The 19,482-nt window shown below is 71.9% G+C and carries 18 protein-coding genes and 4 pseudogenes; 13 read left to right on the top strand and 9 right to left on the bottom strand.

The window, feature by feature from the left end; translation table 11 throughout:
• The first annotated feature begins 124 nt into the window (after positions 1–124).
• Together ssuE and HDC93_RS38815 are read left to right on the top strand one after the other, a co-directional pair.
• On the top strand, positions 125–679 hold the full coding sequence (gene ssuE, locus HDC93_RS29155) for an NADPH-dependent FMN reductase (RefSeq protein ID WP_185013834.1): 555 nt from the start codon (positions 125–127) through the stop codon (positions 677–679).
• Positions 680–718: 39 nt separating this feature from the next.
• A pseudogene (locus tag HDC93_RS38815) lies at positions 719–1,138 on the top strand (peptidase); the annotation flags it as partial.
• Here the strand turns inward: HDC93_RS38815 and HDC93_RS29145 are convergent.
• Together HDC93_RS29145 and HDC93_RS29140 are read right to left on the bottom strand one after the other, a co-directional pair.
• On the bottom strand, positions 1,066–2,196 hold the full coding sequence (locus HDC93_RS29145; protein WP_185013830.1) for an acyl-CoA dehydrogenase family protein: 1,131 nt from the start codon (positions 2,194–2,196) through the stop codon (positions 1,066–1,068). The pseudogene HDC93_RS38815 and the gene HDC93_RS29145 overlap by 73 nt on opposite strands.
• A gap of 69 nt (positions 2,197–2,265) precedes the next feature.
• Positions 2,266–3,375: a substrate-binding domain-containing protein gene (locus HDC93_RS29140; protein WP_185013829.1), complete on the bottom strand. Its 1,110-nt coding sequence runs from the start codon at positions 3,373–3,375 to the stop codon at positions 2,266–2,268.
• Between the two features lie 81 nt (positions 3,376–3,456).
• Between HDC93_RS29140 and HDC93_RS29135 the strand changes: the two genes are divergently transcribed.
• From HDC93_RS29135 to HDC93_RS29120, 4 genes are all read left to right on the top strand, one after another.
• A complete protein-coding gene (locus tag HDC93_RS29135; protein ID WP_185013828.1) occupies positions 3,457–3,897 on the top strand; it encodes a MarR family winged helix-turn-helix transcriptional regulator in 441 nt (146 codons plus the stop codon).
• A 274-nt stretch (positions 3,898–4,171) separates the two neighbouring features.
• A complete protein-coding gene (locus HDC93_RS29130; RefSeq protein WP_185013827.1) occupies positions 4,172–5,062 on the top strand; it encodes a glycoside hydrolase family 19 protein in 891 nt (296 codons plus the stop codon).
• Between the two features lie 69 nt (positions 5,063–5,131).
• Positions 5,132–6,496 (top strand): PI-PLC domain-containing protein, encoded by a 1,365-nt coding sequence (locus HDC93_RS29125; RefSeq protein WP_185013826.1) that lies wholly within the window; start codon positions 5,132–5,134, stop codon positions 6,494–6,496.
• Positions 6,497–6,538: 42 nt separating this feature from the next.
• Positions 6,539–7,450 (top strand): oxidoreductase, encoded by a 912-nt coding sequence (locus HDC93_RS29120; protein ID WP_185013825.1) that lies wholly within the window; start codon positions 6,539–6,541, stop codon positions 7,448–7,450.
• 6 nt (positions 7,451–7,456) lie between these two features.
• On the opposite strand, the gene HDC93_RS29115 is transcribed toward HDC93_RS29120, so the two are convergent.
• Complete coding sequence (locus HDC93_RS29115; protein WP_185013824.1) at positions 7,457–7,915, bottom strand: pyridoxamine 5'-phosphate oxidase family protein; 459 nt, start codon at positions 7,913–7,915, stop codon at positions 7,457–7,459.
• Between the two features lie 411 nt (positions 7,916–8,326).
• Positions 8,327–8,718, bottom strand: a pseudogene (locus HDC93_RS29110) (tautomerase family protein).
• A 138-nt stretch (positions 8,719–8,856) separates the two neighbouring features.
• Between HDC93_RS29110 and HDC93_RS29105 the strand changes: the two are divergent.
• Both HDC93_RS29105 and HDC93_RS29100 read left to right on the top strand, forming a co-directional pair.
• A complete protein-coding gene (locus HDC93_RS29105) occupies positions 8,857–9,249 on the top strand; it encodes a VOC family protein (RefSeq protein ID WP_185013823.1) in 393 nt (130 codons plus the stop codon).
• A 45-nt stretch (positions 9,250–9,294) separates the two neighbouring features.
• Positions 9,295–10,374 (top strand): adenosine deaminase, encoded by a 1,080-nt coding sequence (locus HDC93_RS29100; RefSeq protein ID WP_185013822.1) that lies wholly within the window; start codon positions 9,295–9,297, stop codon positions 10,372–10,374.
• On the opposite strand, the gene HDC93_RS29095 is transcribed toward HDC93_RS29100, so the two are convergent.
• The 4 genes from HDC93_RS29095 to HDC93_RS29085 form a co-directional block, all read right to left on the bottom strand.
• A complete protein-coding gene (locus tag HDC93_RS29095; protein ID WP_185013821.1) occupies positions 10,356–10,871 on the bottom strand; it encodes a mycothiol transferase in 516 nt (171 codons plus the stop codon). The genes HDC93_RS29100 and HDC93_RS29095 overlap by 19 nt on opposite strands.
• Positions 10,872–10,898: 27 nt before the next feature.
• Positions 10,899–11,045 (bottom strand): carotenoid oxygenase family protein, encoded by a 147-nt coding sequence (locus HDC93_RS39425; protein WP_311774650.1) that lies wholly within the window; start codon positions 11,043–11,045, stop codon positions 10,899–10,901.
• Positions 11,000–11,347 carry a hypothetical protein gene (locus HDC93_RS39795; RefSeq protein ID WP_398986846.1) on the bottom strand — a complete coding sequence of 116 codons (348 nt, stop codon included), beginning with the start codon at positions 11,345–11,347 and terminating at the stop codon, positions 11,000–11,002. The genes HDC93_RS39425 and HDC93_RS39795 overlap by 46 nt, the downstream gene beginning before the upstream one ends.
• 308 nt (positions 11,348–11,655) lie before the next feature.
• Positions 11,656–12,573, bottom strand: a complete 918-nt coding sequence (locus HDC93_RS29085) for a LysR substrate-binding domain-containing protein (protein ID WP_185013820.1) — start codon at positions 12,571–12,573, stop codon at positions 11,656–11,658.
• Between the two features lie 117 nt (positions 12,574–12,690).
• On the opposite strand from HDC93_RS29085, the gene mgrA reads away from it, so the two are divergent.
• Positions 12,691–13,683: an L-glyceraldehyde 3-phosphate reductase gene (gene mgrA / locus HDC93_RS29080; RefSeq protein ID WP_185013819.1), complete on the top strand. Its 993-nt coding sequence runs from the start codon at positions 12,691–12,693 to the stop codon at positions 13,681–13,683.
• A 108-nt stretch (positions 13,684–13,791) separates the two neighbouring features.
• Here mgrA and HDC93_RS38810 read toward each other — a convergent pair.
• Positions 13,792–13,953 (bottom strand): annotated as a pseudogene (locus HDC93_RS38810) (nuclear transport factor 2 family protein); the annotation flags it as partial.
• 336 nt (positions 13,954–14,289) lie between these two features.
• Here HDC93_RS38810 and HDC93_RS29075 point away from each other — a divergent pair.
• From HDC93_RS29075 to HDC93_RS29060, 4 genes and pseudogenes are all read left to right on the top strand, one after another.
• Positions 14,290–14,700: a hypothetical protein gene (locus HDC93_RS29075; RefSeq protein ID WP_184907087.1), complete on the top strand. Its 411-nt coding sequence runs from the start codon at positions 14,290–14,292 to the stop codon at positions 14,698–14,700.
• Between the two features lie 75 nt (positions 14,701–14,775).
• Positions 14,776–17,115 (top strand): FHA domain-containing protein, encoded by a 2,340-nt coding sequence (locus HDC93_RS29070; protein ID WP_185013818.1) that lies wholly within the window; start codon positions 14,776–14,778, stop codon positions 17,113–17,115.
• Between the two features lie 9 nt (positions 17,116–17,124).
• Positions 17,125–17,679: pseudogene (locus HDC93_RS29065) on the top strand (hypothetical protein); the annotation flags it as partial.
• A gap of 806 nt (positions 17,680–18,485) precedes the next feature.
• The gene (locus HDC93_RS29060) at positions 18,486–19,481 is read left to right on the top strand and encodes a serine/threonine-protein kinase (RefSeq protein WP_185013817.1); all 996 of its coding nucleotides are present in this window, start codon (positions 18,486–18,488) and stop codon (positions 19,479–19,481) included.
• Position 19,482 lies beyond the last annotated feature (1 nt).

Here is a 19,482-nt window from a genome sequence, read left to right as displayed (position 1 = left end):
GGATGCGCTGTGCGGTGAATTCCCCTCACGCCTGAATTCGGCGCTTCGGCATGCCCTTTCACCTGCGTGCCCCCGAATTCGGCGATGCCCGCGCAGACGCGCCTCATCCCGGAAAAGAGCGCCCATGGCCACCGTCCTGTCCGTCTCCGGCAGCCCGTCCGCCTCCTCCCGCACCAGCCGACTGCTGCGCCACCTGGACAAGCGGCTGGCGGCCCAGGGACATGACGTGATCCCGCTCGACGTTCGCACCATCCCCGCCGAGGCCCTGCTCGGCGCCGACTTCCGCCATCCCGCGATCGTCGAGGCCACCGAACTGTTCGCGCGGGCCGACGGCGTCGTCGTCGGCACACCCGTCTACAAGGCGTCCCACTCCGGTGTCCTGAAGGCCCTGCTGGACCTGCTCCCGCAGTACGCCCTGACCGGCAAGACCGTCCTGCCGCTCGCCACCGGCGGCAGCGTCGCCCATGTGCTGGCCATCGACTACGCCCTGCGCCCGGTGCTCAACTCCATGGGCGCGGCCCACATCGTCCAGGGCTGGTTCACCCTCGACAAGGACGTCACCGTGCAGGACGACGGTTGCCTGACCGTCGCGCCGGCCGCCACCGAGGCGCTGAGCCAGGTGGTCGACCAGTTCTCCGCGGCGCTCGGCCGCATCCCGCTGCCGGCCGTGGCGGGCTGACACCCCAGGTGACGGGACGCTCCCACGCGCAGGAGATCACCCGACACCGAGATCCACGACGCCACCGAACAGAACATGACCTGGCTGGGCGCGGCCGGTGACGTCATCTCCACCGGCGGCGGCGACCTCAACCGCCTCCAACGGGCCCTGGTCAAGGGCGACCTGCTGCCCCCGCGGCAGACGAAGGAGATGTTCGACGAGGTCCCGGCCGGGCACGGCATCGGACACGGACTCGGAGTCGAGTTCGCGCGGTTGCCGTGCGGTGTGACGGTCGTCGGCAAGAGCGGCCGCACCAACGGCTCCCTGTCCGCGATGGTCGGCACCCGGGACGGCGAACACCAGCTCACCTTCAACATCAACGGCGACTGGCTTCCGGACTCCTCGCTCTATGTCGACGTCCTCGAAGCCGAGTTCTGCGGGAAGGTCCCGTCCCGGACGGAACGGGCGCGGGCCGCGCCCCGCCTCGGCTGGTCCGACGCCAGCGAGCCGAGGTGCGTCCGGCGTGCCTCGGCCGTCTGGCCCTGCACCAGCAGGAACATCCCCTCGCGCGCCAGCCGTTGCGCCCGGTTGTCCAGGGCCATGGAGCGGCCGCCCCCGGCCACGATCGCCGCGGTCGTGGCCGCGCGCAGGAGCTCGTACGCCCGTGTCTTCACGGCCAGCCGTTCCGGCACGGAGTCCTGCGGGGCGGGCCGGTCGGCCAGGGCGTAGGCCTCCTGCCGTACCTCGTCGAGCCGGGCCCGCAGCGACCGGGCCGTCTCCCGGCCCTCCGGGGCCTGCGCCACCAGGTCCAGCGCCGCGTCCGCCACCCCGAACACGGCTGGACTGGCGTTGGCGGCCCGGGGGAGGTCGACCAGGGCGAATTCCTCCTGCGAGGTGCGCAGCACCACGGACTCGTCCGGAACCCACAGGCCGTCCAGTTCCAGGGACACCGTACGCGCGGCGGTGAGGGCCGCGAGCCGCATCGGCGCCGACGGCGTCAGCCCCGGCTGCGCGCGGGCCTCGGCGAACACGAACACCACCTCGGCCGAGTCCGTCACCCCGGCCAGCAGCATCACGTCGTTCAACCCCCAGCCGGTGTACCAGGGCACCCGGCCCTCGAACCGCCAGCCGCCCCTCTCGGCGACGGCCCGCACGGGCACCCGGGGGAAGGCACGGACGTGGGCGAACGCGATGCCGGCCATCAGCTCGCCCGTCGCCAACGGGCGCAGCAGCTTCTCCCGGACGGGGGAGTCGTAGGTGGTGAGCAGCTTCACCGGTGTGTGGTGCTGTGTCTGCACGAACCATGTGGAGCAGCACGCCCCGGCCAGGATCTCCGCGGTCTCCCGCGCCACGGCGACGGGCGCGTCCGCCCCGCCGTACTCCCGCGGCGCGACCACCCCCAGCAGCCCTGCCCGCTTCACCGCCTCGACATGGCTCGCGGGCACTGACTCCTGGTCGACGAGCTCGGCCTGCGGGACGAGGAGATCGTGCGCCAGCCGCTGTGCGCCGGTGACGAGGGGATGGGGTGTGGTGGTCATGGGAGGAATTCTCGCGGCCGAGCCGGGCGGGGCGCTGATCCGGGGGCGTGTCGTCGGCCGGCCCGGCACCTAGGGGCGCGCTTCCAGTTCCGTGAGCACGTCGAAGTCGAGCCCGTCCGCCCGAGCCAGGTAGATCCGCTGGCGCACATGGGCGTCGCGCAGGTGCAGCAGCCCGCGCGGCCCCTCGTACGACACCGCCCCCGCCCCGGCGGCCGCGCCGATCGCCGAGACGTCCAGCGTGCCGGCCCCCTTCAGCAGTGCGGCCAGCAGCAGCACACCCTCGTAGCAGGACTCGCCGAGGCTGCCGAGCGCGGGTGCCTGGACGCCGTAGCGGGCGGCGTACTGGCCATGGAAGTCGAGGGTGTCGCGATTGGCCAGCGAGGCGAAGAACCCGGCCGTGCTGTAGAGGTCCTCGGTGGCCTCCGGGCCGCTCGCCACCAGCATGTTCTCATCCATCAGCGTGCTCAGCCGCAGACAGCGCTCGTGCAGGCCGTACGCCGCGAACGCCCGGTTGAAGCGCACCGCGTCGCTGCCGACGAGCAGCATCAGCACCGCGTCGGCGTCCGAGCGCTCGACGCGGCGCAGCACCGGCTCGAAGTCGTGGGTGCCGAGCGGCAGATACGCCTCACCGGCGACGCACCCGCCGCGGTCCCGGGCGTAGCCGCGGGCCGAGCGGGCCGTGTGCCGCGGCCACACGTAGTCGTTGCCCACCACGAACCAGCGCCGCACCCCGCGCTCGTGTGCCAGCAGATCCATCGCCGGCCGGAGCTGGTTGCGCGGGGTCTCGCTGGTCAGGAACACCCCCGCCGTGTCCTCCCCGCCCTCGTACAGCGCGGTGTACACGTAGGGGACGCGGTGCGCGATCCGTGGTGCGAGCGCCCGCCGCACGGACGAGATGTGCCAGCCCGTGACGCCCTGCACGGCACCCAGATCCACCAGCGCCTCGACCTCGTCGGCGATGTCGTGCGGCGCGCCCGAGCCGTCGACGGGCACCAGCCGGAGCTGCCTGCCGAGCACGCCGCCGTCCCGGTTGACCTCTTCGGCGGCCAGCCGCGCACACAGCTCACACGTGGGCCCGAAGATCCCGGCCGGCCCCTGCAGGGGAAAGACGAGGGCCACGCCGAACACGGAGTCGTCGGCCGTGAACCACTCGGGCCCGGGAAGGTCGCACCGGAACATGGCGTCATGATTCCGGCTCCGGGGGACGAACTCCAGTGCGTCTCCTACGATGGACACCCCTCGGCACCTAGGAGAGCAGGGATGCCCAGCACCACCCCGCCGCGTCGGCCAGACGACCTCGTGCAGCTGCTGACGCGGGCCGAACGACTCGCGGCGCGCCGGTTGCAGGGCGTGCTGGAGGGGGAGGGCTGCTCGCTGGACGCGTGGCGGGTGCTGGCCTCGCTGTCGGACGGCGAGGGGCACCACATGACCGGGCTCGCGGAGGCCGCCTTCCTGCCGCCTCCGACGCTGACCAAGCTGGTCGACCAGCTCGTCGACCAGAACCTCGTGCACCGCAGGGTCGATCCGTTCGACCGCCGCCGCATCCTCGCCCATCTCACCCCGCGCGGCCATGAGTACTGGCAGCGCGTCGACCAGGCGGTCCGCGCCGCCCGGCCCTCGCTCGGCGAAGGTGAGGACGACCTGCTGCGGTCCCTGCTGGACCGGCTGGCGGCGACGCTGGAGGACCCGGCGCACGTCTGAGCGCTGCAAGACGCCGGAGGGCACGGACGGGTCGCCGACCGCGCCGAGCCGATCGGGGAATGACGGGCCGTCAACCAACACGGACGCCAACAGGTCTATACCTGACTGGTCTACACCCTTGACTGGTACAGACCAACGCGGTTGAGTGTGGTTCCACAGCCCCCCACCACGGCCGCCCCCACGCCGTGACCGGACCCCCGGTGCGTGCGGTCGAGGGCCCGCTCCGCCCTGCCCTCGTCGGGGTGCGGCCGTGCTCCGCGAAGGAGTTGAACCCGTGTCGAGACGCCGTATCTCCGCAGTCCTGGCCACCCTCGCCCTCGCCGGCACCGCGCCGGTGCTCCTGCCCGCCTTGAACGCCTCGGCCGCCGCCTGCTCCAGCTACCCGAACTGGACGGCCGGGAAGTCGTACGCCGCCGGCGACATCGTCCGCTACACCGACGGCAAGGCGTACATCGCCGAGCACGCCAACCCGGGCTACGACCCGGTCATCAGCACCTGGTACTGGGAGCCGTACGCCTGCGACAGCGGTCCGGGCACGCCCAACGCGCGCTTCGTCGTGAGCGAGGCGCAGTTCAACCAGATGTTCCCGAACCGGAATTCGTTCTACAGCTACAGCGGTCTCACCGCGGCCCTGAGCGCCTACCCCGGCTTCGCCAACACCGGCAGCGACACGGTGAAGAAGCAGGAGGCCGCCGCCTTCCTGGCCAACGTCAGCCACGAGACCGGCGGCCTGGTGTACGTGGTGGAGCAGAACACCGCCAACTATCCGCACTACTGCGACTGGGGGCAGCCCTACGGCTGTCCGGCCGGGCAGTCCGCCTACTACGGGCGCGGTCCGATCCAGCTGAGCTGGAACTTCAACTACAAGGCCGCGGGCGACGCGCTCGGCATCGACCTGCTGAACAACCCCTGGCTGGTGCAGAACGACTCGGCCGTCGCCTGGAAGACGGCCCTGTGGTACTGGAACACCCAGACCGGCCCCGGCAGCATGACCCCGCACAACGCCATGGTGAACGGCGCCGGGTTCGGTCAGACGATCCGCAGCATCAACGGCTCCCTGGAGTGCGACGGCAAGAACCCGGCGCAGGTGCAGAGCCGTGTGAACAACTACCAGCGGTTCGCACAGATCCTCGGGACGTCCCCCGGAGGCAACCTGTACTGCTGACGCGGGACCGTGCGGCGTGGTGTCATGCGGGATGTCATGAACCTGACGGTTGACCGAAGGGCATCCCTCATGCGCCTACGCACCCCCCACGCCCTGCTCGCCACGGCCGCGGCACTGGCCGCCGCGGTCGTCGCCCCCCAGCCCGCCGCCGCCGTTCCGGCTCCGGGCCCGTACTACGTCCAGAGCGCCACGACCGGGCTCAACGCGGCCGACAACGGTGGCGCGGTCGAGCAGCACAGACCCCGCGGCAACGAGGACCGCCAGCAGTGGCAGTTGAAGCCGAGCGGGTCCTCCTACCTCCTGGAGAACACCGTCGCGCCCGGCAGCTGCCTCGGCCGCGGTGGCGACCAGGCCGCGACCGTCGCCTGCGCGAGTGCCGACGCCGGGTGGGAGATCGACTCGATCGGAGCCGACCGCTACACACTCAAGGTCCCGGGAACCACCCGCCACCTCACGGTCGCGCCCAAGCCGCCCGGCGCCACCTACCCCGCCCGGCTCGTCCTCGGCGGATCCGGCGACCTCGCGGCCTGGTACCTCACCCCGGTCACGCCCGCCACCCGACCCATGCCGCCGCAGGACCGGCGCACCCTGGACCAGGTCACGTTCCTCACCACGCACAACGCGTACGCCAACGGCGTCGACGGCGGCTTCGCCCCGCCCTTCGTCAACCTCGTGCCCAACCAGACCCGCGGCATCGAACGCCAACTCGCCGACGGGGTCCGGGGATTCATGCTGGACATCCACCAGACCCCCGACGGCGCGATCCTCTGCCACAACAGCTGCACCCTCGTCAGCAGGCCCGTCGCCCTGTGGGTCGACCTCCAGCGCATGGTCGACTTCCTGAAGGCCCACCCCGACCAGTTCGTCACCGTCTTCCTGGAGGACTACGTCGATCCGGGCGTCCTGCGCGCCGAACTCGCCCGTGTCAACGGCCTGTCGGACGTGCTCTACCGGCCCGATCTCACCGGCGTGCGGCACAACGGCTGGCCGACGATGTCGGATCTGGCCACCGCCGGCGACCGGCTGCTGATCTTCACCGACCACAGCCGCTCCGCCGACCAGGCCGCGGGCCTGACCCGGGACAGCTTCGGGGTCATGTACCAGCCCGAGTGGACCGTCGAGAACCACTGGTCGATGGGCTCGGGCCTCGGCACCTCCGACTGGTCCTGCTACAGCCGCTGGTACGGGGCCGACATCAACATCCCGCTGACCCGCACCGAACCGGGATTCCGCCCGCTGTTCGTCATGAACCACTTCCGTGACGTCCCGCTCACCGGCACGGCAGGCACGGACAACACCAAACTCGCCGACCGCGCCCAGAGGTTCTGCCAGCCGGCCGCCCGCAAGAAGCCCAACTTCCTCGCCGTGGACCACTACGACCGCGGCAACCCGGCCTCCGCCGTCACCACCCTCAACGCGTACACGTATCCGTAAACCGGCTTCGCCGGCCCGCGCGCCGTGTGTGAGACTCCGCCGATGAGCTCACAGACGATCACCGCGGACGCCGCGGGCACCTGGAAACTCGGTGGCGAGCTGCCCGTCCACCGCCTCGGCTTCGGCGCGATGCGGCTGACGGGCAGCGCCGCCTTCCACCACGGCACACCGAGCGACCGCGACCGGTCGATCGCCGTCCTGCGCAAGGCGATCGACCTCGGTGTCAACCACATCGACACGGCGGCCTTCTACTTCTCGTCACTGCGCTCCGCCAACGAACTCATCAACAGCGCCCTCGCGCCCTACCCCGACGACCTGGTCATCGTCACCAAGGTGGGCCCGTACCGTGCCTACGACGGGGAGTGGGGCACCTCGGCCCGCCCCGAGGACCTGCGCGGCCACGTCGAGGAGAACCTGCGTCAGCTCGGCCGCGACCACCTGGACGTGGTCAACCTGCGCCGGATGCCGAAGTACGACTCCATCGCCGAGCACTTCGGCGCCCTCGCGGAGCTGCGCGAAGCGGGCCTGATCCGCCACCTCGGCATCTCCAACGTCACACCCCGCCATCTCGCCGAGGCACAGGCCATCGCCCCCGTGGTCTGCGTCCAGAACCGGTACGCCCTCGACCGCCCCGACCCCGGCAGCGACGAACTTCTCCGCGTCTGCGGCGAGCAGGGCATCGCCTTCGTGCCGTTCTACGCCGTCGCGGGCGAGGCCGCCGAGCAGGGCGCCACCACGGCCCACGACGAGGACGTGCGCGCCGTGGCCCGGGCCCGTGGCGCGAGCCCCGCCCAGATCCGCATCACCTGGACCCTGCACCAAGGTCCTCACGTGCTGGCCATTCCCGGCACCGGAAACCCCGACCATCTCACGGAGAACGTGGCGGCGGGCGCGATCCGCCTCGCGGGCGAGGAGCTGGACCGGCTCGGCAGGGCGCACCACAAGGCCTGCTGACGGCGTCTACACGGCCCAGACACCCTCCCGCATGAGATGCCTGCGGGGCAGTTCCCGCACTTCGCACCACGCCTGCACCGCGCGCGGCCGCACCTGGAAGAACGCGTACGACGCGTGGTCCTCGCGCGGATCCCAGCCGGTCTTCACACGGAACGCCTCGGCCGCCGCGGACGGAACCTCCCGCATCGGGTGGGTCCGCACCTCACCGTCGACGAGCACGACGTCCCGGGTGTCGCCCAAGGCCAGCCGGGCCCGCCCGCCGTCCCGCAGATTGCGGCCGGTGGGATTGGTCAGCCGGGTGCACAGCCACACCGCCTCGTCGTGCCACACGAACCACAGCGGGACCAGACACGGCGTCCCTTCGGCATCCGCCGTCGCGACCCGGATGTCCATCTCCCGCTCCAGCCGGCCCAGCAGGTCCGCCTTGCGCTGCTCGGGGCTGCGGGGCGGCTCAGTGATCTCCATGGAGGGGACGCTAGCGGCCGGAGGGGGCGGGGCGCCTCCGGCCGCAGCCCTAGGCCCGGGGCCTAGTGCCGCGGCAGGCAACGTTCGCCCCGTCGCGACGCCCGGCACGCACTCTCGCCGCACCGGGCACAAACCCAAGTACATCCAGTACGAGGGCATGCACCCGGCACGCCGAGAGCACGCACCGGACGCCGCTCCTTGACGGGCAAACGTTGCCTGCCGCGGCACTAGACTAGAAGACCGATGAAGATCTTGCTCCGGCCGCCGGGGTCGCCCCGGATTGCCAGTAAACATCAATCACCACGAACCGGTGCAAGCCGGACGCAATTCCAAGATCTTCAGGATGCTCCCAGCTGGGCCGTGTCCGCAAAGTCCCGCCTGCCGCCGCGCGAACGACGGGCCGGACACGACCTAGTACCTCTGGTCGAGGTACGGCGCCACCCCCTCTCCGGGCGACCAGTCCGCCGACTCGTTCTCCGTCAGGACGACGAACACGTTCCGCGGCTCCGTGCCCGCGTACGCGTGGGCCAGCTCGGCGATCCTCTGGTGGAGCGCCTGCTTCTGCGCGGGCGTGCGGCCGGACCGCAGTGTGATCGCGACGTAGGCGATGCCGTCGTCGCGGTGCACGCCGAGGTAGTCGTCGTGGTGCAGGGTGCCGCTCGTGCCGTCGTGGTCCGTCAGCACCTGGAGCCGGTCGTCGGCGGAATGCCGATGGTCTCCGTCAAGGCGTCGTGCACGGCCCGGCCGAGGGCGGCGAGGCGCTCGGGACCGGCCCGGAGCGTGTCGATGCGGACGAAGGGCATGGGGCCTCCGGAGGTCGATGACCGTGAGTGTACATACTAGTAGTTACAGTCGCGGTCCCGGACGTCGGCCAAGTAGTTGGCATCCCCGGAGTTTTACGTATAACCTCTCCGGTCAACCGCCCGCTCCGAGAGGCCTCGATGAGACGTATCGCCCTGGTCACCCTCGTCGTCGACGACTACGACGAGGCGATCCGCTTCTACACCGACGCCCTCGGGTTCCGGCTCGCCGAGGACGCGCCCCGGCCCGACGGATCCCGCTGGGTCGTCGTCGAACCGGGCGCCCCGGGAACCGGCACCGGTCTGCTGCTGGCCCGTGCCAGGGGAGAGGCCCAGGCCGCCCGGGTCGGGGACCAGACGGGCGGCCGCGTCGGCTTCTTCCTGCACACCGACGACTTCGCCCGCGACCACGCCCGCATGACCGCCGCGGGCGTGACCTTCCTGGAGGACCCGCGGCACGAGCCGTACGGCACCGTCGCCGTCTTCCAGGACCTGTACGGCAACCGCTGGGACCTGCTCCAGCCCGCCGGCTGACCCCGCCCCACCGCTTCGAACGACCCGCCCGAGGAAAGCCCCGCCATGACTGCTACGCGCGTAGACACCGACCTGATCCGCCTCCTCCCCAAGGCCGTGCTGCACGACCACCTCGACGGCGGCCTGCGCCCCGCCACCGTGGTGGAGCTGGCGGAGACGGTCGGTCACACCCTGCCCACCACCGACCCGGGCGAGCTCGCCGCCTGGTACTACGAGGCCGCCAACTCCGGTGACCTGGTGCGCTACATAGCCACCTTCGAGCACACTCTCGCCGTGATGCAGACCCGTGAGGGCCTGCTGCGCACGGCCGAGGAGTACGTGCTCGACCTGGCCGCCGACGGTGTCGTGTACGGCGAGGTGCGCTACGCCCCCGAGCTGAACACCAACGGCGAGCTGACCATGGCCGAGGTCGTGGAGACGGTCCAGGAGGGCCTCGCGGCGGGCATGGCGAAGGCCGCCGCCGCGGGCACGCCCGTGCGGGTCGGCACCCTGCTGTGCGGGATGAGGATGTTCGACCGGGTGCGCGAGGCGGCCGACCTGGCCGTGGCGTTCCGTGACGCCGGTGTCGTCGGCTTCGACATCGCCGGTGCCGAGGACGGCTTCCCGCCCGCCGACCACCTCGCGGCCTTCGAGCACCTGCGCCGCGAGAACGTGCCCTTCACCATCCACGCCGGGGAGGCGCACGGCCTGCCCAGCATCCACCAGGCCCTCCAGGTGTGCGGCGCCCAGCGCATCGGGCACGGCGTGCGCATCACCGACGACATCCCGGACCTTGCGTCCGGCAAGCTCGGCCGGCTCGCGGGCTGGGTGCGCGACCGGCGCATCGCGCTGGAGATGTGCCCGACGTCCAACCTCCAGACGGGCGCCGCCACCTCCATCGCCGAGCACCCGATCACCGCGCTCAAGGACCTCGGCTTCCGCGTCACCCTCAACACCGACAACCGGCTGGTCTCGGGCACCACGATGACCCGTGAGATGTCCCTGCTGGTCGAGCAGGCGGGCTGGACCGTCGAGGACCTGCGCACGGTCACCGTCAACGCCCTGAAGAGCGCGTTCATCCCGTTCGACGAGCGCAACGCCCTCATCCGTGACGTGGTGCTGCCCGGTTACGCCGCCGCGCTCTGAAGCAACCCCCGCAGGTAGGCGGCCTGTCCGATGTGCTGGAGATCGTCGGACAGGACGCTGACCAGCCGGACGCCCAGGGTGACCGGTGGGTCCCAGCGCTCGTCGACGACACGTTCCAGGTCCTTGGCGGCGAGGCCCCGCAGGGCGTCCAGGCTCTGCTCGTGCACCGCGTCGTAGTAGCCGGTCAGCAGCTCGCCCGAGTCGACCCGGACCCGGGCGACCTTGGCGGGGCTGTGACCGTAGCCCGTGTCGCGGCGCGGCAGGTCCAGCCCGAAGCGCTTCTCCCAGTCCTGGGACAGCCACACCTGTTCCAGGCCGAAGGCGTCGGCCATGTGGTCGTCCTGGACGCGGGTGAGGTGCCAGACCAGCCAGACGATCGAGTTGGCCTCGGGAGAGGGGCGGGCGCTCAGCTCGTCGGACCCGAGACCCTCCACGGTGGCGTGGACTTCTTCGCGGATGCGGCTGAAACCGTCGATGAGGATGTCCTTCGCATGCATGGATCCACCATCGCGCATCACCGGGGATCACGCGTCGGGAACCCAGCTCCCGTGGAGGCCCGGCGGCACCCGGCCCGGGAAGTGGATCCGGGCCATCGGCTCCCCGGTGAAGTCCTGGGCCGCGAGGATCACCAGGTCCGACGCCCCGCGGTCACGGTTGTGCACGTACGCGATCGCATATCCCGTCGTCCGCCGCCGCCCGGCCGTCGCACGGGTCGGACGGCACGGACACGGCCTCGCTCGCCGCCGCGCCCACGGGCACCCGGTGCACCTGCGAGGTCCCGCGCAGCAGGTCGTGCTTGATGATGAGCGCGTTGGCGAAGGCCCCGTCGGGGCGGGGTGCCGTCGACCGCCTGGCAGGCGCGCGACATCTCCGAGGCCGCGGTCGAGTAGCCGTACCGGTGTCTGCGGGACACCAGCGCCTCGTTGACCCGCGGGAACTCCTGGGGGCGGTCGTCGAGGTTCCTGGTCCGCACCTGCCTGCGCCGCAGGTCGATCGTGCAGCGGTCGAGCCGGGGGGCCCGTCGTGTGGGGGCTGCCCGAGCCGTTGCCGGCGACAAGGATCGGCGCGTCCGCCACCGGTGGGCGCCGCCAGGGCCGGAGCGGCTGCGGCGCCGGTGCCGACGAGCGCGCCGGCCGCCGTGACCGCGGCCGCGCCGCGCGGCACGCTCCGCCGTGTGGGATCCGTCATCTGCACTGCTCCTGACCGTCGTTGCCTGCGGTTGCTCCTGACCGTCGTTGCCTGCGGGAACGGTCACGAGTCCGCTGTGCGCGGCGGACCGGGTCAGGAGGGGTGGACACCCTCCTGGGGTGGTGCCGGACCCCCTGTTTCCAGCAGGCCCATCAGCGCCCGGGCCGCCGGACTGGTCGCCTGCGCGGGCGGCAGCAGCGCCACCGTCTCGTACACGGCGTCTCCGGCCCCCTTCACCGGCAGGGCGGTCAGCGAGGCACGCTTGTGCCGGAAGTGACGCGGCACGACGGCGATGCCGAGATCCTCGTCCACGAGGTCGAGAAGGCTGTGCACGTCGTTGACCTCCAGGGCGACGCTCCGGCGGACGCCCGCCGCCGCGAACGCCGCGTCGGTGGTGCGCCGCGGCCCCCAGTCCGGATGGAAGTCGACGAAGACCTCACCGCCGAGATCCTCCGGCGTCACCGCCACCCCGGCCGCCGCGAGCCGGTGACTCGGATGGCACAGCACGATCATCGGCTCGCTCGTCAGCGGCACCGCCCGCAGCTGGTCGGTGTCCTCCTGGGCCGTGCGCACGGCGAACGCCAGGTCCAGGCGCCCGGCCGCGACCTCCTCCGCCAGGGCCCCCGAGCCCGCCTGGCGCAGACAGATCTCCACGTCCGGGTGGCGCCGCCGGAACGCCGCCAGCAGCCCCGCCACGTGCACCCCGGCGATGCACTGCTCGGACCCGAGCGCGAGCATCCCCCGCAGCACACCTTGCACCGCGGCCACCGCCTCGTGGGCCGAGCGGACCTGCGCCAGGATCCGCTCCGCCTCGCCCAGCAGCGCCCGCCCGGCCGGGGTGAGCGTCACCCGGCGGGTCGTGCGCACGAACAGCGGCGTCTGCAGCTCCCGCTCCAGCGCCCGGATGGACGCCGACAGGCCCGACTGGGACACCAGGAGGCGTTCCGCCGCCCGGGTGAAGTGCTGGTCCTCGGCGACCGCGACGAAGTGCTGCAAGTGGCGCAGTTCCATGACTGAGAAGCGTAGCCGCTGAATTCCATCGGATTCTTCTGTTGGACGCATGGGCGCAGGTCACGCCAGAGTGGAGACCGGTTTCATCCCGGCCGTGCCAACCCCTCTGGAGTCGCGTTGTACACCGCACACCCCGACCGCTACGCGGACATGCCCTACCGGCGCACCGGACGCAGCGGCCTGAAGCTCCCCGCGCTCTCGCTCGGCCTGTGGCACAACTTCGGCCCGGACCGGTCTGTCGAGACGCAGCGCGCCATCCTGCGCCGCGCCTTCGACCTCGGTGTCACCCACTTCGACCTGGCCAACAACTACGGCCCGCCGCCCGGCGCCGCCGAGTCCGCGCTCGGCGAGTTCCTGAAGGCGGACTTCGCGCCGTACCGCGACGAGCTGGTGATCTCCACCAAGGCCGGCTACCTGATGTGGCCCGGCCCGTACGGTGAGTGGGGCTCCCGCAAGTACGTGCTGTCCTCGCTGGACCAGAGCCTGAAGCGGATGGGCCTGGACCACGTCGACATCTTCTACTCGCACCGCCCCGACCCGGACACCCCGCTCGAGGAGACGATGGGGGCCCTGCACTCGGCGGTGCAGCAGGGCAAGGCGCTCTACGTCGGCGTCTCGAACTACTCCGCGGAGCAGACCCGCGAGGCGGCCCGCATCCTGGGCGAGCTGGGCACCCCGCTCCTCATCCACCAGCCGCGCTACTCGATGCTGGACCGCCGTCCCGAGGACGAGGGCCTGCTCGACGCGCTCGACGAGCTCCAGGTCGGCTCCATCGTCTTCTCCCCGCTGGAGCAGGGAGTGCTCTCGGCCCGCTACCTCGACGGCATCCCCGAGGGCTCCCGGGCCGCGAGCGACAGCCCCTTCCTGAACTCCGACGCGCTCACCGAGGACCTGGTGGGCCGGCTGCGCGACCTGAACGGCATCGCGAAGTCCCGCGGCCAGACCCTCGCCCAGATGGCACTGGCGTGGGTGCTGCGCGGTGGCCGGGTCACCTCGGCGCTGGTCGGCGCGAGCAGCGCGCGGCAGATCGAGGACAGCGTCGGCGCCATCCAGAACCTGGACTTCGACGCGGACGAGCTGGCCCGCATCGACGCCATCGTCAAGCAGTAGCGGGGTCCGCCCGCAGGGGGTTCGCCCCCGGGCTGACGCACCCGGGCCACGGGCGGATCGGCACACGAGCCGATCCGCTCCTCGATGTGCACGGTCACCGTGTCGCCCAATCCCCTCGTGACCGCGGGCGTCGGCCAGAGGGTCGGTGTATCCGCCGTCCTCGGTCCAGGCGGCGGCGACCGCTTCGGCGCGTGCCGCCGGGTCCTCGGCGTTCCAGGCCTCGAAGTAGCGGGCGACTGCGTCCTCGTGACGGCGGGCGGTTGCGGACATGGGCGATCAGCCTCCAGGGAGTCATACCTGCTGGTCAGGGCCTGGACTCCCCTCGCGGTGAACCCGGTGTGACCACCTTGCCCGCACCCGCCGGGAGCGTCGATTGCGTCCCAAGTCATGGGCCGTTGCGACCCCTCGCCGGATTTCGGCCAACTCGGGGTGTGAATATGCCAGGAGAGTGGCCGGAAAGTCGTGGTGACAGTGATTCAGTAGTGAACATACTGACCTGCGAGAGCGCTTTTCACATCGAGCGACGGCGCCCTCACGCACAGCACGCGAGCCGCAGCAGAAGCGAGGCCGGGCCGGCAGGCGGGCAGGGCAACGGGGGAGGGTCACGTGCACGACGAGTTTCTGTGCCACGTCACGGCGTACGGAGTCTGCGACGGCCGCCGTATCGGAGTGCCCCTCGGAACCTACCGGGCGCCCACCCTCGCCCTCGCCCTCTGGTGGTTACGCGACCGTGCCTCCTGGATCGCCCAGCGTCTCGATCCCCAGCCCGACGCCGAGCACTTACCGCCGGGCGCGCTCGTGCCGGTCGCCCACACCGCGCCCGACGTGCCCGGGCTGCTGCGCGCCTGGTGCGCCGATCCCGCCCAGCAGGAGCGGGTCGCCGAGGAGTTGGCGGCCGGACGCCTGGTACGCATCGCCACCAGTGACGACACCACCGAATACGAACTGCTCGCCGAGTCCGTGGACGCCCTGCGGATGCAGCGCGCCGCTCCCTTCGTCGGCATCACCGTCGGCTGACCCGCGGGCCCGCTGACCGCTCGACCCGCTCCCTCGCCCAGGCGCACAACAGGGCACATCGGTAGAATCCTGACCATGGCGCAACCCTCGGTAGCACCAGAGCTCGTGCTGGAGACAGAGACGGGCACCACCGTGATGACTCCGGGCCGCGACTACCACGTGGGGCGCGACCCGACGTGCGAGATCGTCATCGACGACGACCGGGTCTCCTGGCACCACGCGGTGCTGAAACCCGAGGACGGTCACTGGATCATCGAGGACGAGGACAGCACCAACGGCACCTACGCCGACGGCCGGCGCATCCACGAGTGGGACATCGGACCCGGCAGCGTCATCCGCTTCGGCAACCCGGCCGACGGGCCGCGCATGACCCTCACCGGCCGCCCCGCACCCCGCGCCCGCGCCCCCGAACGCCCCTCCGCCGTCTCCATGCCGGCCCACACCGGCACCTACCGGCAGCCCACGACCGTACGGCCGCTGCCCTCCCGCACCGTCCGCATCGGCCGCGCCACCGACAACGACCTGGTCATCGACGACCTCCAGGTCTCCCGGCGGCACGCCGAACTGCGCGCCCTGGCCGACGGAACCTACGAGATCGTCGACCTGGGCAGCCACAACGGCACCTACCTCAACGGCAGCTCCGTCACCAGCGCCCCGGTCGGCCAGGGCGACATCGTCGGCATCGGCCACTCGGCGTTCTGCCTCGTCGGCGACCAACTCCAGGAGTACGTCGACACCGGTGAGGTCTCCCTCGACGTACAGGACCTCACCGTCTCCGTCGACCGCGGCCGCAAGACGCTCCTCGACCACGTGTCGTTCCCGGTGGGGGAGAAGTGCCTGCTCGCCGTCGTCGGCCCGAGCGGCGCCGGCAAGTCCACGCTCCTCAACGCCCTCACCGGCCAGCGGCCCGCGGGCCACGGCACCGTCCTCTACGACGGCCGTGACCTCTACCGCGACTACGCCGAGCTGCGCCAGCGCATCGGACTGGTCCCGCAGGACGACATCCTGCACGCGCAGCTGACCGTCCGCAAAGCCCTCTCCTACGCCGCCGAACTGCGCTTCCCGCAGGACACGGCCAAGGCCGAGCGGCGCGCCAGGGTCGACGAGGTCATCCGCGAACTGGGCCTGGAACAGCGCGCGGACCAGCACGTGCACAGCCTGTCCGGCGGCCAGCGCAAGCGGGTCAGCGTGGCCCTGGAGCTGCTGACGAAACCGTCGCTGCTGTTCCTCGACGAGCCGACCTCCGGCCTCGACCCCGGCATGGACCGCTCGGTGATGCACATGCTGCGCGGCCTCGCCGACGACGGCCGGACCGTCATCGTCGTCACCCACAGCGTGCTCAGCCTCGACGTGTGCGACCGGCTCCTCGTGCTCGCGCCCGGCGGGAAGATCGCCTACTACGGGCCCCCCGAGGAAGCCCTGGCGTTCTTCGGCTTCGAGGAGTGGCCGGAGGCCTTCGAGGCCTTCGACCGGGACACGGACCGGGACTGGGCGGGGGAGTACCTCGCCTCGCCCTTCCACGGCCGGTACGTGACCGACGCCTCCGCGCAGCCCCGGCAGCCCCGGTCCGAGCCCGTCGTCATCACCGCCCCGCCCCGGCCACGCAGCAGGGGTGCCCAACTCGGCACGCTGGTGCGCCGGTACGCGGCCGCGCTCAGCGCCGACCGCACCTTCCTGATCATCATGATCGCCCTGCCGTTCGTGATGGGTGCGATGGCCCGCGCCCTGGCGGGCGGCAAGCTGACGCAGGACACGGCGATGAACGCGCTGCTCATCCTGTGCGTCGGCGCGGTGCTCACCGGCGCCGCCAACGCCGTCCGTGAACTCGTCAAGGAACGCGTGATCTACCAGCGAGAACGGGCGGTGGGCCTGTCCAGATCCGCGTATCTGATGTCCAAGGTCATCGTCCTGGGCGTCATCACCGTGCTCCAGGCGGTGGTGCTGACCCTGGTCGCCCTGTTCGGCGTGGATCTCAACGCACCGGGCGGCGAAGGCGTGCTGATGCCGCCGCTGGTGGAGATCACGGTCGCCGTCGCCCTGCTCGCGTTCACGGCGATGATGCTCGGCCTGCTCGTCTCCGCGCTGGTGCGCAAGGAAGAGGTGACGATGCCGCTGCTCGTGCTCATCGCCATCGTCCAGGTCGTGTTCTGCGGGGCGTTGCTGAAGCTGGCCGACACCCCCGGACTCGAGCAGCTGGGCTGGCTGGTGCCGGCGCGCTGGGCGCTGGCCGCGATGGCCGGCACCGTCGGACTGGGCCGGATCGTGCCCGACGACCTGACGAAGGACCCGCTGTTCGAGCACTCGGCGGGCACATGGCTGCTGGACGTGGGGATGCTGGTCGTGCTGTCGGTGCTCTTCGGGTTCCTGGTGTCCCGCATGCTGCGCCGGCACGAACCGGCCGTCATGCGGAAGTAGGGAGCGCCTATGACGACCCCTGGCTTCCGGCCCACGCACGTCGTCCCGCAGCACGGGATGCCCGCCTGGGAGGCCCCCGACCCGGCCCGGCCCACCGTGGACCTCGACCCCCTGCTGCCGGTGCAGCTCCTGGAGCGGCAGGGCGACTGGGGGCACGTGCTGTGCTTCAACGGCTGGTCGGCCTGGGTCGACGGCCGTCGCCTGGTCGCCGTGCCGCTGGATCCGCCCGCCGCGGACGGGCCCCTCACCCGCGCCGCCGATCCGCGGCCGCTGCTGGGGCGGGCGCAGGAAGCCCTGGCGCGCTACCGCTCCGCGGTGGAGGACCTCGCGGGCGGCCTCGACCGGGAGTCCTTCCGCACCCGCACCCACGGCATGCGGATCGGTGTCGTCATCGACGGTGAGTCCGTGTGGCTCTACGACTCCGCCCACGGGCACTGGGTGTACGCCGACGGCAGCCGGACGACCACGTACGCGACGGACGAGACGCCGGCCGCCGAACCGGAGTCACGCCCCGCCGAGACGCCCGCGCATCCGCCCACCCGAGTGGTGCCGCCTGAGGGCCCCGCCGAGACGCCCCCACCCGCCCAAAGCGCACCGGCCGGACCGACGAGGGTGGTGCCACCGGAGGCCTCCGGGCCGTCGGGGGTGGCCCCGCCCGAGGCGCCGGAGCCGACGAGGGTGGCCCCGTCCGAGGCGCCCGGACCGGAGGTGATCGTGCCTGGCGCCCCGGAGCCGACCCGAGTGGTCGCTCCGGGGCCTCCTGAGCCGACCAGGGTGGTGTCTCCGGAAACGCGCGAGCCGCCGGCGGGTGTGTCACGCGACGCTCCTGAGCCGACCCGGGTGGTGTCTCCGGACGCTCCTGAGCCGACCCGGGTGGTGTCTCCGGAAACGCGCGAGCCGCCGGCGGGTGTGTCACCCGACGCTCCTGAGCCGACCCGGGTGGTGTCTCCGGACGCTCCTGAGCCCACCCGTGCGGTGGCGCCCGATGCTCCTGAGCCCACACCAGTCGTGGCGCCCGACGCCCCCGAACCGACGAGGGTCGTGTCCGCTGACGCCCCCGAACCGACCCGGGTGGTGTCTCCGGACGCCCCCGAACCCGACCGGGGGTCGCCTCCCGAGGCTCCTGAGCCCACTCGTGTGGTGGCGCCCGATGCCCCCGAACCGACCCGGGTCGTGTCACCCGACGCCCCCGAACCGACCCGGGTCGTGTCACCCGACGCCCCCGAACCGACCCGGGTCGTGTCACCCGACGCCCTCGACCCCACCCGCGTCGTGTCCCCCGAGGACCGGGAGGGCAAGGCCGAGGGGGAAGCGGATCGGCCGGCTGCGGCGCCGCCCACCCGGGTCGTCCCGCCCGAGGGTGACGGCCGTTGAACCGCGAGACGAGCCTGTTCTCCGGGCGGCCCTCCGAGCTGGTCGGGCAGCAGATCGCCGGGTACCGGATCGAGCAGGAGATCGGACGCGGCGGCATGGCCGTCGTCTATCGGGCCCGGGACCTGCGCCTGGAACGCACCGTCGCCCTGAAGCTGCTCGCCCCGGAACTCGCCCGCAACGACACCTTCCGCCGCCGCTTCACCCACGAGTCACGGGCCGCCGCGGCGATCGACCACCCCCACATCGTGCCGGTGTTCGAGGCCGGCGAGACGGACGGCGTGCTGTACATCGCGATGCGGTACGTCGCCGGCAGCGACCTGCGGCACGTCCTCGACCGCGAGGGCCCGATGCCGCTCGCCACCGCCCTGCGCGTCGCCGCCCAGCTCGCCTCCGCGCTCGACGCGGCCCACGACCACGGACTGGTCCACCGGGACGTCAAGCCCGGCAACATCCTGGTGTCCCGCGGCACCGACAGCGACCACCCCGAGCACGTCTACCTCACCGACTTCGGCCTGACGAAGAAGTCGCTGTCCCTGACCGGCTTCACCACGGTCGGCCAGTTCGTCGGCACGCTCGACTACGTCGCCCCCGAGCAGATCTCCGGCAAGCCGGTCGACGCCCGCTGCGACGTGTACGGCTTCGCCTGCGTCGTCTTCGAGACCCTGGCCGGGCACCCGCCCTTCATCCGCGACGACGACATGGCCCTGCTCTGGGCCCACCAGTACGACGAACCGCCGCCGCTGACCGGGGAACGGCCCGACCTCGACCCGCGGGTCGACGCCGTCTTCGCCCAGGCCCTCGCCAAGAGCCCCGACGACCGGTACCCGTCCTGCCTCGCCTTCGTCGCCGCCCTGCGTGCCGCGACGACCGGCGGCGGGGCCGAGGGCACGAGGACGTCCACGCGGGTCGACCGGCAACTGCCGGGTGCGGGGGAGGAGCGGCCCAAGCCGCCGCCGCGCTGGGCCGAACCGGTCTTCGTGCAGCGGATGTGAT

It is taken from the genome of Streptomyces sp. AK010 (assembly GCF_014207295.1).
In the GTDB taxonomy this organism is placed as follows: Bacteria; Actinomycetota; Actinomycetes; order Streptomycetales; family Streptomycetaceae; genus Streptomyces; species Streptomyces massasporeus.
The sequence above is the reverse complement of the archived record's forward strand: the minus strand, read 5'-3'. Positions and strand labels throughout refer to the sequence as shown.

Excerpts from the sequence above, each read along its gene's own strand:
- HDC93_RS29135 (WP_185013828.1), top strand. The coding sequence starts at position 3,457 with ATGCCCAGCACCACCCCGCCGCGTCGGCCAGACGACCTCGTGCAGCTG.
- ssuE (WP_185013834.1), top strand. The coding sequence starts at position 125 with ATGGCCACCGTCCTGTCCGTCTCCGGCAGCCCGTCCGCCTCCTCCCGC.
- HDC93_RS29105 (WP_185013823.1), top strand. The coding sequence starts at position 8,857 with ATGAGACGTATCGCCCTGGTCACCCTCGTCGTCGACGACTACGACGAG.
- HDC93_RS29145 (WP_185013830.1), bottom strand. The coding sequence starts at position 2,196 with ATGACCACCACACCCCATCCCCTCGTCACCGGCGCACAGCGGCTGGCG.
- HDC93_RS29100 (WP_185013822.1), top strand. The coding sequence starts at position 9,295 with ATGACTGCTACGCGCGTAGACACCGACCTGATCCGCCTCCTCCCCAAG.
- HDC93_RS29120 (WP_185013825.1), top strand. The coding sequence starts at position 6,539 with ATGAGCTCACAGACGATCACCGCGGACGCCGCGGGCACCTGGAAACTC.
- HDC93_RS29070 (WP_185013818.1), top strand. The coding sequence starts at position 14,776 with ATGGCGCAACCCTCGGTAGCACCAGAGCTCGTGCTGGAGACAGAGACG.
- HDC93_RS29115 (WP_185013824.1), bottom strand. The coding sequence starts at position 7,915 with ATGGAGATCACTGAGCCGCCCCGCAGCCCCGAGCAGCGCAAGGCGGAC.
- HDC93_RS29085 (WP_185013820.1), bottom strand. The coding sequence starts at position 12,573 with ATGGAACTGCGCCACTTGCAGCACTTCGTCGCGGTCGCCGAGGACCAG.
- HDC93_RS29095 (WP_185013821.1), bottom strand. The coding sequence starts at position 10,871 with ATGCATGCGAAGGACATCCTCATCGACGGTTTCAGCCGCATCCGCGAA.
- HDC93_RS29140 (WP_185013829.1), bottom strand. The coding sequence starts at position 3,375 with ATGTTCCGGTGCGACCTTCCCGGGCCCGAGTGGTTCACGGCCGACGAC.
- HDC93_RS29125 (WP_185013826.1), top strand. The coding sequence starts at position 5,132 with ATGCGCCTACGCACCCCCCACGCCCTGCTCGCCACGGCCGCGGCACTG.